The sequence below is a fragment of the Rossellomorea sp. SC111 genome (genome assembly GCF_024733565.1).
Classification (GTDB): Bacteria; Bacillota; Bacilli; order Bacillales; family Bacillaceae_B; genus Rossellomorea.
This window is the reverse complement of record NZ_JANIOC010000022.1, coordinates 20,095-34,350: the sequence shown is the minus strand read 5'-3', so window position 1 is coordinate 34,350 and position 14,256 is coordinate 20,095. Positions and strand designations below refer to the sequence as shown.

Annotated in this window: 13 protein-coding genes; 11 read left to right on the top strand and 2 right to left on the bottom strand. The window is 39.7% G+C overall.

The window, feature by feature from the left end; all coding sequences use genetic code 11:
- Window positions 1-4: 4 nt before the first annotated feature.
- Both NQ095_RS20900 and NQ095_RS20895 read right to left on the bottom strand, forming a co-directional pair.
- Window positions 5-1,549, bottom strand: a complete 1,545-nt coding sequence (locus NQ095_RS20900; protein ID WP_258265306.1) for a spore germination protein — start codon at window positions 1,547-1,549, stop codon at window positions 5-7.
- 178 nt (window positions 1,550-1,727) lie between these two features.
- Entirely contained in the window at window positions 1,728-2,735 is a 1,008-nt protein-coding gene (locus tag NQ095_RS20895; protein WP_258265305.1) for a DUF3231 family protein, read from the bottom strand.
- A 331-nt stretch (window positions 2,736-3,066) separates the two neighbouring features.
- Between NQ095_RS20895 and NQ095_RS20890 the strand changes: the two genes are divergently transcribed.
- The 11 genes from NQ095_RS20890 (at window position 3,067) to NQ095_RS20840 (ending at window position 14,251) form a co-directional block, all read left to right on the top strand.
- The gene (locus NQ095_RS20890) at window positions 3,067-3,219 is read left to right on the top strand and encodes a hypothetical protein (RefSeq protein ID WP_258265304.1); all 153 of its coding nucleotides are present in this window, start codon (window positions 3,067-3,069) and stop codon (window positions 3,217-3,219) included.
- 64 nt (window positions 3,220-3,283) lie between these two features.
- Entirely contained in the window at window positions 3,284-4,471 is a 1,188-nt protein-coding gene (locus NQ095_RS20885; RefSeq protein WP_258265303.1) for an alanyl-tRNA editing protein, read from the top strand.
- Window positions 4,472-5,097: 626 nt separating this feature from the next.
- Window positions 5,098-5,886: a Flp pilus assembly protein CpaB gene (gene cpaB, locus NQ095_RS20880; protein WP_258265302.1), complete on the top strand. Its 789-nt coding sequence runs from the start codon at window positions 5,098-5,100 to the stop codon at window positions 5,884-5,886.
- A 28-nt stretch (window positions 5,887-5,914) separates the two neighbouring features.
- Window positions 5,915-7,063, top strand: a complete 1,149-nt coding sequence (locus tag NQ095_RS20875) for a CpaE/TadZ family protein (RefSeq protein WP_258265301.1) — start codon at window positions 5,915-5,917, stop codon at window positions 7,061-7,063.
- Between the two features lie 26 nt (window positions 7,064-7,089).
- The gene (locus tag NQ095_RS20870) at window positions 7,090-8,475 is read left to right on the top strand and encodes a TadA family conjugal transfer-associated ATPase (RefSeq protein WP_258265300.1); all 1,386 of its coding nucleotides are present in this window, start codon (window positions 7,090-7,092) and stop codon (window positions 8,473-8,475) included.
- Complete coding sequence (locus tag NQ095_RS20865) at window positions 8,444-9,376, top strand: type II secretion system F family protein (RefSeq protein WP_258265299.1); 933 nt, start codon at window positions 8,444-8,446, stop codon at window positions 9,374-9,376. Before NQ095_RS20870 ends, NQ095_RS20865 begins: the two co-directional genes overlap by 32 nt.
- Before the next feature lie 3 nt (window positions 9,377-9,379).
- Window positions 9,380-10,321 (top strand): type II secretion system F family protein, encoded by a 942-nt coding sequence (locus NQ095_RS20860; RefSeq protein WP_258265298.1) that lies wholly within the window; start codon window positions 9,380-9,382, stop codon window positions 10,319-10,321.
- Between the two features lie 17 nt (window positions 10,322-10,338).
- Window positions 10,339-10,557 (top strand): hypothetical protein, encoded by a 219-nt coding sequence (locus tag NQ095_RS20855; RefSeq protein WP_258265297.1) that lies wholly within the window; start codon window positions 10,339-10,341, stop codon window positions 10,555-10,557.
- 99 nt (window positions 10,558-10,656) lie between these two features.
- The gene (locus NQ095_RS20850; protein WP_258265296.1) at window positions 10,657-12,039 is read left to right on the top strand and encodes a VWA domain-containing protein; all 1,383 of its coding nucleotides are present in this window, start codon (window positions 10,657-10,659) and stop codon (window positions 12,037-12,039) included.
- A gap of 57 nt (window positions 12,040-12,096) precedes the next feature.
- Entirely contained in the window at window positions 12,097-13,401 is a 1,305-nt protein-coding gene (locus NQ095_RS20845; protein ID WP_258265295.1) for a hypothetical protein, read from the top strand.
- Between the two features lie 46 nt (window positions 13,402-13,447).
- The gene (locus NQ095_RS20840) at window positions 13,448-14,251 is read left to right on the top strand and encodes a hypothetical protein (RefSeq protein WP_258265294.1); all 804 of its coding nucleotides are present in this window, start codon (window positions 13,448-13,450) and stop codon (window positions 14,249-14,251) included.
- Window positions 14,252-14,256: the final 5 nt, after the last annotated feature.

Here is a 14,256-nt window from a genome sequence, read left to right as displayed (position 1 = left end):
ACTACTATTCATCAAAATCGTTTTTCTTTTTTTTCTCGGTATGCGGTTGATATCTCAGAAGTGATTTTGGACGTAAATAGCTTGGTCTTTTATTTGTTTTACTGAAAGGTAAACGGACAAAGGAATCCCCATAATCTTTAGGCCTGAATGGATATAGGGGGACTGTATAAGGTACGCCTAATGATTCTAACCGGGTAAGGTGTACGAGTATAAAACTGATTCCGATAACAATACCCAGCATGCCCCATCCAAAAGCCAATAATATTAAAGGAAAACGCAAAAACCGAATCGTATTCGACATTTTATAAATAGGAGTCGTAAAGGAAGCTAATGCTGCTAATGCAACTATAATAAGAAGTACATTGCTGGTAAGAGCTGCCTCAACGGATGCTTGACCGATAACAATACCGCCAACAATACCCAGTGTTTGCCCTACCTTGGTTGGCAGGCGGGCTCCCGCCTCCCGCAGAAGTTCAATTGTAAGTTCCAAAAATAGCACTTCCAATACTGGAGGAAATGGTATGTTATGACGGGAAAAGCCAAGGGTACTTAGCAAAATTCTGGGTATCATTTCATAATGAAAGGTTAATATGGCTACGTAAGTAGGAGTGGCAAAAATGGAGAAAAAAACACTCAAAACACGTATTAAGCGAAAAAAAGAACCAACAAGCCAAGGCAAATAATAATCCTCAGGAGATGCAAAAAAATCAAGCAATGTTGAGGGTCCTGTAATTGCATAAGATGAACCATGATTAAATACCACCACTTGCCCTTTTATCAAAGCGAATGCAGCCCTGTCTATGCGTTCCGTGGATAAGAATAGCGGAAATGGCGTTAAAGAATCATCTTCTATTATTTGGTGAAGTTGAGATGAATCAAACACCACATCAAAATTAATATCTTGTAAACGTTGAGTCATTGTTTGAATATATTGATCATTGGTAACTCCATCAATATAGGCGATGACTACTTTGGTGTGTGAGAATGAACCAATATGAATTTCTTTAAAAATTAAATTAGGAGTGTTTATATTCTGTCTTAGCAAGTTAATATTGGTTACAATATTTTCAACAAACCCAATTCTTGGCCCGATCACACTGTATTCATTTTCAACGTTGTTATCCTCGCGCATCCCAGCCTTTGTATCAGCTATATTAATTAAGGCACATTTTTGATCTTTTTCTCTAATCTGCAGAAGAACATATCCTTTAAGGATTTTAGTTTCAATCTCGTTCATGTCTTCTGTAATAACTATATCTTCAATTGGAATGAATTTTTTTATATCATCAATATCCTTTAGTTTTTCAGGATGAAAATGAGGATCCCTGAAGACACACAGAACTTTCTCTTCCATTCGGAGATGATCGACAAGAGTACCGTAATAGGAAAGGATTAAATATCCCTTGATGTCGGTTATCGGCAGTTGATGAAAATCATGAGACTCCTTCGTTTTAGCAAACAAATCTTCAATACTTGAATAGCTGCTGGTTTGAGAATTTTTTGCTTGTGCTTTCTTTTTATTTCTGGCGGACCGTTTTTTGAAAAACATGCAATTCACCTCAAACCCTGAAGTTTTATAACTATGTATAGTATGATGAACTTCATCTGTGATTATTCTATTGTCAAACTAATAATCAATAAGAGTTTAATCAATCGGTAACAATACTTACTTTCAAAGAAAAAAGGATAAACTAGTTGTTTATCCTCATTAAATTCCCACACACCTATCATTTTTTTGCCAAGCCTTCGTGGTCCGTAGCAGTCGGAGGCTGTTCCATCCATCCTTTTTCTATTAAAAGATTTATTCCATCTTCGGCAATTAAGGTTATTTCTGTACTCATTCGTACGTAATCTGCAGATAAATCTCTTCTTTGGCTCATTGATAAAGCTTCACTATAGTATCCCAGGGCAGCAGAAAGCAGCGTTACTATATGGAAGAGCATAAGCTTATCAGAAAATGGTGGGACGGTTGAATCTGTTACTTCTGATTCAAAACTCTTAGAAACGTGTAAATTCTCCTCTTTTAACATAGAACTAAGAATATCAAAGTGTTTTATACAAATCTTCCGAGCACGTTCCATATAGTCTCGTAACTCTTTGGACTGACAAACTTGACTGAAACCTAACTCCAGCACCATTTTCACCATTGTCTTCTGCATATTAAGGTGTACACCAGTGATTTCGACTGCATTTATTGGTCTGCGTTTCCCGAACCAGCCAGTTAAATAGGTTTGCTTCTTTTCAAAATCTATTTTTTGTTGATTGTTTAAAGAAGGAGGTTTGTTAATAATACCCATTTGCAATGAAACATTCGTTACCCTATCATACAGATCCAATGTTTGTGAGGTACATTCAATGAAGTATTTTCTGATGTCCTCTCGAAAACTGACACTAGTCGCCCCAGAATATCTTATTAATCCGTGAATCGACATAATATGCAAATAAACAACCTTAAATGTATCAGTAAATAAACTTGGAGCATCTATTGTAACGTCTTGATCTTCAAACCCTATTGGAATAGGAAGGCCTTCTTGATTTAAAAATTGCTTTACTTTTTCTAAATGGATTTCCGATAATTCCAGGGCGGATTGAAGTAAATTACGAATATTTTCGTCCTTAACATCATTTAAAAAATAGCTCATAACACAACGTGATAAACTGTCATTAATATATTGTGACCAAATAGATGCATATTCTGCCGCATTAATCTTAGTTTGGTGATTAATTGGTTCCATTCAAGTACCCCTCCTAATCTTTATATAAAAAGGTTTACCAGTAGCAATATTTTTATTCGTTAAATTACTAGTACGCCCGTATTCAAAAAAGCATTTTGCCCATCCCTGGCAAAATGACATCGTCAATAAGCTTCTTAATGGAACTTCCCTCTTTTCACTATATTTTCTCTCATGTACATATGATTTCGAAAAACATCGTTCCAAGAGAGTTGAAGGGTTTAAAATATCACCATATAGGTAAAAAGTATGATAATAACACATCCAAACCGAAAGGATTTACGTTTACTCCGTGTGACTTCTACTTTTTAACTAAACAAAAGCAGGTGATAATATGAACTACACAACGATGAAGCTCAGGACACTGGTAGAACGGGTCATTGAAGGAGACGAACGGGCAAAGGAAGAATTCGAAAGACGATGGGAAATTCCATGGGAACAAGTAGGGACGGTGCCGATATCGATCGAGAAAAAGCCAGGGGACTGACGTGGTTCCACCCATCCCTCTTATGATAAAGTATGTGTAGAACAGTTCAGAAAGAGGGTTACCGATGACAGTCAAACAATACTATCAAGACGCCTATATGAAAACTTTTTACACATCCATTCAGGAGCAGCAGCAGGATGATTCCGGCTGGTACGTCGTATTAGAGCAAACGGCTTTCTACCCGACTGGCGGCGGCCAGCCCCATGATACGGGAACAATACAGGATAAGCGGATTGTAAATGTGGAAGAAGTGAGCGGAGAGATCCGTCATTACATAGAAGAACCGTTTGACGATATTTCAGGAGTTGTCGAGGGACAGATCGATTGGGAACGCCGATTCGATCATATACAGCAGCACGCCGGTCAGCATATCCTGTCGGCAGCGTTTGCAGAAGCACTGCAATACGAGACGATCAGCTTTCATCTCGGAAAAGAGTTCCTCACCATCGACTTAAACGTAAGTGATATGAGCGAATCCGATGCTCAGGAAGCAGAAGAACTGGCCAACCGGATCATACGGGAGGCGAGGGCGATTGAGACGAAATGGGTGACGGAAGAGGAACTGTCCGACTATCCGCTACGAAAGAAACCATCCGTCACAGGCGAGATCCGTCTCGTCATCATCCCGAATTTTGACTATAACGGCTGCGGGGGAACCCATCCAAGGTCCACAAGTGAAGTAGGGGCCATCAAGATACTCGATTGGGAGAAGCACAAAGGCCATATCCGCCTGCAGTTCATCTGCGGTGACCGGGTTCTACGCCAACTTAACCGGAAGCATGGCCTCTTAAAAGAACTCACTAGTGTCCTCCAGTCACCGGAAGAAACGATGATACCGACAGCCGAGCAGCTGATCGCCAAACAAAAAGAGCAGGAAAAAGCATTGGAAGGATTGAAAGAGGTTCTGCTGACATATGAAGCAGAAGGATTGCTTGGAGTCCAAAAAGATGACTATACGCTTATCCAAAGAGCTTACAGTGACAGGCCGATACAGGAACTTCAGAAGATTGCCCAGCACATCATCTCTAAGAGAGAAGAAGCGATTGTGATCCTTGTAGTCCATAATGATCAAAAGCTTCAGCTCGTAGCGGCGAAGGGGTCGCTCCCGACGATTAATTTAAGAGAAGTCGCACAAAAAGTATTTCCGCTCATCAATGGAAAAGGCGGCGGGAAAGAAGGGTTTGTTCAAGGTGGGGGAGAGGCTGTTATGAGTAAGGAAGAACTGCTGGAAAAACTGGTGAACGAACTATAAAAAGATGAACGAGCCACCCGGCGTGACCGGGTGGCTTTTTCAATTATATGGATGACATTATCTATATTTGGAAAATTCGATCAATATAACAATCCCAGGATTCATTCACACTTCATTCACAAATGATTCCAATTACCTAACAATTTTAATACTTGTAATAAAACACCTAATAATTACCACTATAAATTTCAAATCTTCTGTTGAAAAAAGCGTAGTAAACCTTTCGTAGCTATACAAATTACCTATTTTTACCTCTGGAAAATTTTATAAAATAGTCCAATAATAACAGACAAGATTCGACAAAGACTTTGTCGGATTGACGTTCGCGGTTACCAGTGATAATTATTATATAGAAAAAAAGTATCAGGATTTTACATAAAAAAGTTTTTAAACATGAAATTCGTGGTAAATAAGGATAGAATTAATTCCATTTTCTTCAAACCTCATACTAAGGGATCATTTTGAGGGGAATGTGACATTGTTTTGTCTTTTGGTTCGTAGATACAACTAGAAGTGGGGGGACATATTTTCTTAAACTGGTAAACCAAATAGAAATCAAAGACATCAGCTTTGGATGGTTCGGAAAGAAAATGCCATCTGTCGAGTGAAAGGAAGGAACGCAAAGGATGCTTGAGTCAAAGAGAAAAGCGATTATTTTTATAGTTTTATCCGTGTTATTAGCTGTTACGGCGGGATTCCTTGTTCTTAAGAAAGTACAAGCTTTGAATACAAACTTGGGAACAAGCGTCAAGATCTATGTAGCGAGCAAAGAGATTTCATCACGCTCCCTTATTACGCCAGAGAATGTGATGACCGATGAAATCCCAAAGAAGTTTTTAAAAAGCTACCATATTACAAATGTAGATGAACTAGTTAATAAAGTCTCTGTCGTTCCCTTATCTGAAGGGGATGTCATCACAAAGAATATCCTGAAGGAAGCTTCCTCCGTTGTTGATGAAAATAATCGACTGATCACATTGATGCAAAATGAGAGGGTTTTCTTTGATGAACCGTTGGAAGCATTGGATCGGGTGGATATCATTGTCTCTCATCGTTTTAATGGGAAAGAAGAGACGAGTGTATTCATGAAAGACGTGAAGGTTGCAAGGACGGCGAAGAAGGATAATAAATTCAAAGGAGTTCAATTGGAAGTGTCTATCGACAAAGCACCTGAACTGATTCATATGCAGAATTACGCAGACAGCTTAAGGGTCATCAAAGCAAATGTCGGTAAACAAGAAACAAATGAAAAGGCTGCAGAAACAGAAAAGGAAAATCCTCCTGCTGAAGCGAAACCGGCAGAACAAAAGAAACCAGTAGAAGAGCCAAAAAAAGAAGAGAAGCCAAAAGAAGAACAAAAACCTAAAGAAGAGCAGAAACCTTCAAAGCCTGAAGAGAAACCTAAACAACAATAGTGAGTGATATAGATAACGGAGGGACCTTATGAGTAAGGAATATCAGATCTTCCTCATCGGAGAAGAGAATGAGTTAAGTCAACATTTAATAGAAGGCTTGAATACCACTTATGAAGTGATTCAGATTCCGGAAAATGCATGGGCTACAGAATTAAGAAAGTATGAGCCTGGTGTAGTGATCTTTTATACAGGAGAAAACAGTACAACGGGATCTATGATCAAAGAACTCTATCGGGATTTTCCCAACGCCTCGGCTCTATATGTACATACTGAACAAGATTTTGAGCTACTTAGAGAAATGACAAGAGCAGGCGCTGAGGATTTCATCATTTTACCCGACGAAGAGAAATCACTCGGAGAACGGGTCAGCCATATTTTACAACAGTACCAATCACGATCAGAAACGGCTGTTTCTTCAGGGACCTATAAGCGGGGAAAGGGACAGATCTTTTCGTTTTACAGCGGGAAGGGCGGAGTGGGAAAAACACTCTTAAGCACCGCCTTTGCTCAAACCTTAAAGCTTGAATCGACTGCACAGGTCATTCACATAGACTTTAATTTGCAGTACGGCGGTTCCGAAACATACTTAGGAATTGAAAGCAATCGATCGCTGATTGATTTGCAGCCGGTTATCAATGAATTGAATGAACATCACATTAAAAATATTTCTGAAAGTGAGCCATTTTCTAAACTAGAAGTGTTAGTCAGCCCCAGGGATGCAGAAATGGCAGAAAAGATAGATGAAGAATTTGTTATCAGGTTATTGAGAGCCTGCAAACGATGTTATGACTTTATCATCATAGACCTTCCTTCAAGCCTTGATGTGAAAACTTACACGGCACTAGAGGAAGCAGATCGAATCTATTACGTCATGACCCTGGATACCCCAGCGATTCGAGTTCTGAAACATGTAGAGGATCTTTTAAAGCGACTCGGACCTCAAACATTGGAGAATATGGAGCTGATAGTGAATCTTGCAGGCAGGGAAAATGAGTTGACGAAAAAGGATCTGGAGCGATTTGTGGACCTTCCTGTTTCTGCTGAAATTAGACGTGATATTAAAGGAGTCCAGGCCGCCATTAACCAGGGACAGCCATTACGAAAAGAGATTAAAGAGAAGAAATTAGTAGCACCTGCTAAGGATATTCAGAAGTGGGTTACTTCTATGTTGAAATAAACATTTGAACAGAGGGAGGTGGAACGATGTCACTCTTTCAACGAAACCCCGAAAGAAAAGCGGATAAGAAGTATGAATATGAAGAGAATGTACCATCAAGCTCATCCAATCCTTATATAGATGAGCTGATTGAACACTATAAAGCAAGATTATTGACTGAAACCAATTTAGATGAATTGACGAGTTTACGAGATGGTGAGAGAAGGCTGTCGATTGAAAGGCTGATTAATCAATTCATGGCGGAAGAAAAGGTTGTTATTCCAAGCCATGAAAAAGAATCGATGCTCTCCCGCTTGATCGATGAAAGTGTAGGATTCGGTCCACTGGAAGCATTGCTAAAGGACGAAACCATCACCGAAATCCTGGTGAACGGCCCATCAGAGGTATTTATAGAAAAAAATGGTCAACTACAGAAGTCGAACATCACATTTAAAGACGAAGAACATGTACGACACATTATTGACCGTGTTGTTGCCCCACTCGGAAGACGGATTGATGAAAGCTCTCCAATGGTGGATGCCCGTTTACCGGATGGAAGCCGTGTAAATGCCGTCATTCCACCGATTAGTTTGAATGGGACTCTTATTTCTATCCGGAAATTCAAGAAAACGCCATTTGAAATGGAAGACCTCATGAATTACAACACCTTTACGAATGAGATGGCATTCTTCCTTGAGGCAATTGTCCAAGCAAAAATGAATATCCTTGTCTCCGGAGGAACCGGGAGCGGGAAGACAACCCTATTAAACGCCATGGCCAAGTCCATTCCTTTAAAGGAACGCGTGATAACCATAGAGGATTCTGCTGAGTTACGCTTGAATCGATCCAGTGTGGTCGGTATGGAAGCAAGACCTTCAAACGTTGAGGGTTCAGGAGAGGTCACAATCCGGCAGTTAGTGAAGAATGCCCTCCGTATGCGTCCCGACCGAATCATTGTAGGAGAGGTCAGGGGTTCAGAAGCATTCGATATGTTACAAGCGATGAATACTGGTCATGAAGGGTCGATTACGACCGTCCACGCCAACTCCCCTTCAGATGCGATCAGCCGTGTAGAAGGAATGGTCGTAATGGCCGGGATGGATCTCCCAACCCATATCATCCGGGAATACATTGTAGGAGCACTCAATTTCATTGTGCAAGCGGAAAGATTATCTGATGGATCAAGGAAAATCATGAATATCTCAGAAGTATATGTAAATGATCATAACAAAATCGAAGTACAGGATATTTTCATATTTGAAAGAACCGGAATCGGTAAAAATGGTGAAGTTGTAGGAGAATTCGTCCCGACAGGTATTCGCCCGAGATGCTTGAACCGTCTGAAGATCCATGGTGTTGAAATTGATGACAGCCTGTTTGAGCCGAAGGAGGGAGTAACCCATGCCGCTAATGACGGTATCTATTCTTTATAGTTTAGCTGTCCTCTTCCTGCTCTGGGGACTATACTTCCTTCTGGGCTACCGGAATCAGAAGAAAGAATGGAAGCAGAAGGTCAACACGTGGTACCCGGAGCAAAAGCGAAAGAGCTCCATCAGTGTGGTAGGAGATAAATTTGATCAATCTGAGACGGCAAAGCCGTTGGCGCTAAAGCTGCAAAGCTCAAATATCGCCCTCCTCCCATCTGAATATTTAGGGGTTCATATATTAGGTGCCTTGGTGCTCCTGGTCCTGTTATTCAATATTTTTAAATTGCCTTTGAATCTAGTACTCCTACTGATTCCTGGAATTCTTCTCGCTTCCCACTTTCTATTATTCTACTTAAGAAAGAATAAGTATGAAGAACGTTTTAACAGTCAGCTTGCCGACATCTGCCGATTACTCGGTAACGGTGCCAGGTCGGGACTCACAATCAATCAAGGAATTGAAATGGTGGCGCGGGAAGTAAGTGCTCCAGCGGGAGAAGAGTTTAAGCGGCTAGCGAATGAACTCAAACTCGGAGTACCTCTTGAAGTGGCATTAAGGTCCATCCAACAGCGAAATAAATCCAGGGAGTTTCAACTGTTCATCGCGACCATCCTCATTCAGAAGAAAACGGGGGGAAACTTGGCGACAACACTGGACTCTATGTCCAACACCCTGGAAGACCGTAAAGTGTTGAATCAAACCATTAAAACGATGACCTCCGAACAACGGTATATTTCCATCCTTGTTCCAGCCATGCCGATCTTTATCGTGTTGATGATGAACAATATCATTGAAGGGTTTACCGATTCTTTGAGAACAGTACCGGGCATGATAATCCTGGTCCTCTTTCTCTCAGGAATCGTACTCTCTTTCTTCCTAATCAGAAAAATAACGAATATAAAGGTGTAGCCCATGGATGCCATAATTATTTTATCAATCATTGTTTTCTGGATCACGTTTGTCATAGCGATACGCCATTATTCAGTCTACCTGAAAGAAAAGCGTATGTTACTAGAACATATATCGGATACGACGGAAGTAAGTGCTTTTGAAAAGAAGTCAAAAAAGAAAAACAAAACCAGCATGGTTCAAAAGTTAACCAAATATGCAGATGAATTCTCAGATCTTGGACAACGAATCAATTTCTTCAGTGAAAATCACGATGTCAAAGACTGGCTGCGAAAATCCGGTAATAGATACGGATTAACCGTTGAAAGATTTCAGGGAATGAAAATTGTTTTACTATTGATCGGGTTTATCTCAGGGGTCCTATCCCTAGTGATTGGTCTACCATTCTCTCAATATGCATTGATTCTCAATCCGGTGATTGGCTATTTCCTGCCGATCGTCCTGGTGAGAAATCAGGCAAAAAAGCGACAAGAAGCATTGAGGCATGATTTACCCGATTTTTTAGATACCATCAGCACCAGCCTGCAGGCAGGTGTCAGCTTAGACCAAGCTTTAAGGGAGGTGATACGGTTCTTTGACGGTCCTCTCAGGGAAGAGTTCTCACGATTCAATCATGAAATCGACCTGGGGGTACAAAGAGAAACCGCCTATCGCAATTTACTGGAAAGAAACGATAACCCTGAGTTTCAAAGTCTCATCAAGGCCCTGATGCAAGGATTGAAGCTCGGTGTCCCAATCGCCACGACCTTCAAAGTCCAAGCAGAAGACATGAGACAGTTCAGAGAAGAACAAGTAAAAGAACTTGCAGCTAAAGCTTCCCCGAAAGTAACACTCGTCACCACATTCGTAGTGGCGCCGGTATCAATACTTATGATTGCCGGGCTGATGTTACTGAATTTAATATACGGGGAGAACAGCATCATTAAACTATTTAATAACTTTTAAAATGGAGGAAATTAATCATGAAAAAACTAACAGAACTTTACACAAAATGCTCAATTAAATTGGATGGAATGATTCGCAACGAAAGAGGATCTCAAACGTTGGAATGGATTGGGATTGCAGCGGTCATTGTTATTTTGGTTGGGGTTATTTCCCAGGCGTTTGCGGATGATACGACAATCGGGGACGCTGTAGTAGAGAAAATTTCAGGAATGATTGATTCAATTGGAGGAAATTAATTCCTCTTCAATTGGATAGATGAATAAGGTTAACCACCAAGCATAAGAATTTCAATGAATATCCAAAAAATATAGTGATTTTCATCAAGGGGGATATGCATGAGAAAGCACCTCTTTATTCTGCTCGCGCTAGCAGTTGTATTGTCAGGGTGTAATAGCGAGAAGCAGAATGAGAAACCTTCCAGCCAAAGTAAGGTAGAGCAAAAGGATAACAAAGAAAAAAAGACGTCGGACAAAGAGAATAACGAAGAAGAGGCTGAAAGTTTTTACAGTAGTATTCCTAAGGTACCTAATTCAGCAGAGGAAGTTATTAGCCAATTACCAGGAAAATTTTTTGGGGAACCCATTAGGAGTGAAGAATTCGAACCTACCTTGTTTAAAGAGGTGAAAAATGCTCCATCACTAAGTGAGGATCCAAGTGAGGAAGAGTACGATCAATATTTTAAGTATCTATATTCATTAGCAGCGGTTGATTTCCCTGACCCCCAAGACCTTGTGAAAAAGTGGGAATACAGCATGTCAGGTACTCCCAATACTACCGATGAAAGATACCAATTTAAAGACAATTACAATATTGAAATAATATTGGATTCAAGTGGGAGCATGAAGAATGATGTGGAAGGTAAAACTCAAATGGACCTTGCAAAACAAGCCATTAATGACTTCCTGTCCACCGCTCCTGAAGAAGCCAACGTATCTCTAAGGGTCTATGGCCATAAAGGATCTGGCTCGGATCAAGACAAAAAAATGAGTTGCTCCAGTGTGGAACAGGTATATGGGTTTGATAAGTATAATAAAGAGCAATTTGATAAAGCATTAAACAGTTTTGAACCGAGTGGCTGGACTCCTATTGAAGGGGCATTGAAGGCTTCCAAAGAAGCGTTCAGCAAATACGATTCAAAGGATAATACGAATCTAATTTATCTTGTAAGTGATGGGATCGAGACTTGTGACGGAAATCCTGTTGAATATGCTAAAACCTTTGCTGATTCTAATATTAAACCAATTGTCAATGTCATCGGATTTAATGTGGATAGCGCTGCCCAAAAGCAATTGAAATCTCTGGCTGATAACACAAACGGGGTTTATACAACAGTGACCAATGCTAAACAACTGGAAGAAGAATTTGATCGTGCAAAGGATGTTTTAGAGAGTTGGGAAGATTGGAAAGATGACGCACTCAATGATGCTGATGCCAAAAAAGTAGACGCAAACTTTGACATCCTAAGCTATACAAATGATTATTCATTAATGGCAGACATCCAAAATAATAATTTATATGGGATCATTGCTGATCTTTCTTTAGAAGATGTGATTACTATTGAACAAAAGAAAGAACTTATGGAACGAAAAAATAAGGCAAAAGATATAGTCGACGAGTCCGAAAAGAAAATAAAAGAAGATCTGGAAATGAGTAGAGATAAAAATATTGATGATTTAAGAAAAGAAATTAACGAAAAATACAACACGAATACCAATTAGAAATTATACATCGATGAGTAAAGCATAAAACCTTACACATAGAAAGGAAATGGAACGATGATGGAAAGACTGACCAAAAAGGTTTTTGTACTGTTGGCTCTACTCATCGTTCTTTTCCAATCATTTTCCTTGCCTATATACGCAAGTGCCACCATCAAGCCGTGGAACGGGAATCCGTGGACAGGTGATTCTTGGGAAGGAAGCCCGTGGGACCCTCAGCAATTCAAATGGGAAGGGGATCCGTGGGAAGGTAAGTCAACACAGGGAAATGATTGGGAAGGTAACGGTACTGAAGGTCAGGGAACAAATGGCCAAGGAACGAATGGACAATCCTGGGAAGGGTTTGATTGGTCTAACGCGCCCTGGTATATGGATCCTTGGGTAATGAATGGTTGGACGCCAAACGGGTTTCAGGGTAATGGAACGGACGGGAATCCTTTTAACGGTAATGGAACGAATGGAAACCCGTTTGTAGGCTATGATACAAACGGAAATCCCTTTGATGGAAATGGCACGAATGGCCGATCATTTGAAGGAGACCCTACGAATCCTCGTGGAGGGGAAACGGCTAGCTCATTTAGTGGTGATCCAACGGATATTAAACTTCCGATGGGGTATGAGGTAGCCAAATACTTAAGTAATGATGTCGTTGGCGGACAAGTGAATATGATAAGTGAATTTATGAACTTTGATTTTGAAGCTAATCCCAATGGATATAGACCGAATGGTACATTCTTTTCTTCTTTAGTTCTTAATGGAGTAAAAGTTGGTTTAGGGGATAAAACGCCAGGATTCGTGAATGGAATAGCCGATATTCATGATGGGACTTTAAAAACAATAGATGCAGTTGGTGCAATAAAAGATTACCAAATTTTAAAGACCGTTAGAAATTTAGATGACGCTCAAAGTGGAGCTCGAGGAGTATTGACGGCCACTGACAATGCTAGTGATTTACTTTCGGGATTATCAAAGGTAGGGTCCATATCCAAATTTAACTTTGCCACAGCTGCGGTGGGTGCAGGTTATTCAGCATTTGAGCTTGGTTTTAATGGTGCTAAAGCATATGATGTATTGAATTCAGATGTAGCCGGAAATAAGAAAGTATCAGCTGTTGCAGAGGCATCAAGTAACCTTGGTGATTTACTAATGAACGCAGGAGTAGTAACTGCTGCCTTTCCAGGTGGTCAAGCAGCTGGGGCAGTAATGATTGCCGGTGGTGCAGCTATTTGGGGAGCTTCTAAGTTAACCAAGCTTGTGGCCGACAATTGGAGTGGTATAAAAAAATTCGCAAAAGACCCAGTAAAAAACACTGCTAAAGCCATTGGAAAAGGAATATCAAAAGTTAAAGGATGGTTTAGTTAATTAAATAGGGGGGCTAGTCCCCCTTGAATAGTTAGGAGCCACATAAATGAATTTTGAAATCTTGAAAAAACAAGCAAATAAGCACAAGAAATTTTTAGAAAATAAAGTACTCATTAACCCATTCAGTTATGAGATTAATAATGTAGATTATTATCTGGCAATTTATGAAAGGGGAAATAAATTAAAGGGGTACACAGTAATTTCTGAAGGGGAATATGTTGAAGATGATGCAATTAAGGCTTTTGAAAAGCTCATTTTGTTTACAGCATATGTAAATAAATTTTTTGAAATTGAAAAAGCAAAAATGAATCTCTCCCCAGAGTCATTTAGAAATATATATACTGTTTTAGATGATTATTTAAAGAGTAACCAGAATGATGATTTAAGTAAAGGTAGAGAAAAGATAAGTGAATTAGAAAACCTTTTAGTAGAATTACAACTAAAAATAAAAACCTATACCCACCATTACGATAATCATATATTGGTTCACAATACCTTAGATGAACAAGAAGAGAGTAAGGTAATTGAAGCTATGTCTCATGTAAATAGACTTCAGTATCTTCAAGGTAAAACATTAATTGAGTCTTTTAATGACTTAAGGAATATGTATAAAGAAATGAAGAGATTGAATCTGGTTCAAAAACTATCAGAATATGATCAGACAGTCTTAAAAGAAATTTCAAATAATATAGATGACACAAAGAGGAGCATTAAAGATTTTGGACCTGAAAAAGAAATTGCTCACTTACCAGCACATGAACAAGTGGAGATAATTTCAAACGACATGAGGAAAATTGGAAAAGAAAAACTCCCGCGCTACAAACAAGATCTACGCTACCCAAAACCCTGAGGTGA

Coding starts and splice junctions, on each gene's coding strand:
- NQ095_RS20900 (WP_258265306.1), bottom strand. CDS start 1,549: ATGTTTTTCAAAAAACGGTCCGCCAGAAATAAAAAGAAAGCACAAGCA.
- NQ095_RS20895 (WP_258265305.1), bottom strand. CDS start 2,735: ATGGAACCAATTAATCACCAAACTAAGATTAATGCGGCAGAATATGCA.
- NQ095_RS20890 (WP_258265304.1), top strand. CDS start 3,067: ATGAACTACACAACGATGAAGCTCAGGACACTGGTAGAACGGGTCATT.
- NQ095_RS20885 (WP_258265303.1), top strand. CDS start 3,284: ATGACAGTCAAACAATACTATCAAGACGCCTATATGAAAACTTTTTAC.
- cpaB (WP_258265302.1), top strand. CDS start 5,098: ATGCTTGAGTCAAAGAGAAAAGCGATTATTTTTATAGTTTTATCCGTG.
- NQ095_RS20875 (WP_258265301.1), top strand. CDS start 5,915: ATGAGTAAGGAATATCAGATCTTCCTCATCGGAGAAGAGAATGAGTTA.
- NQ095_RS20870 (WP_258265300.1), top strand. CDS start 7,090: ATGTCACTCTTTCAACGAAACCCCGAAAGAAAAGCGGATAAGAAGTAT.
- NQ095_RS20865 (WP_258265299.1), top strand. CDS start 8,444: ATGCCGCTAATGACGGTATCTATTCTTTATAGTTTAGCTGTCCTCTTC.
- NQ095_RS20860 (WP_258265298.1), top strand. CDS start 9,380: ATGGATGCCATAATTATTTTATCAATCATTGTTTTCTGGATCACGTTT.
- NQ095_RS20855 (WP_258265297.1), top strand. CDS start 10,339: ATGAAAAAACTAACAGAACTTTACACAAAATGCTCAATTAAATTGGAT.
- NQ095_RS20850 (WP_258265296.1), top strand. CDS start 10,657: ATGAGAAAGCACCTCTTTATTCTGCTCGCGCTAGCAGTTGTATTGTCA.
- NQ095_RS20845 (WP_258265295.1), top strand. CDS start 12,097: ATGATGGAAAGACTGACCAAAAAGGTTTTTGTACTGTTGGCTCTACTC.
- NQ095_RS20840 (WP_258265294.1), top strand. CDS start 13,448: ATGAATTTTGAAATCTTGAAAAAACAAGCAAATAAGCACAAGAAATTT.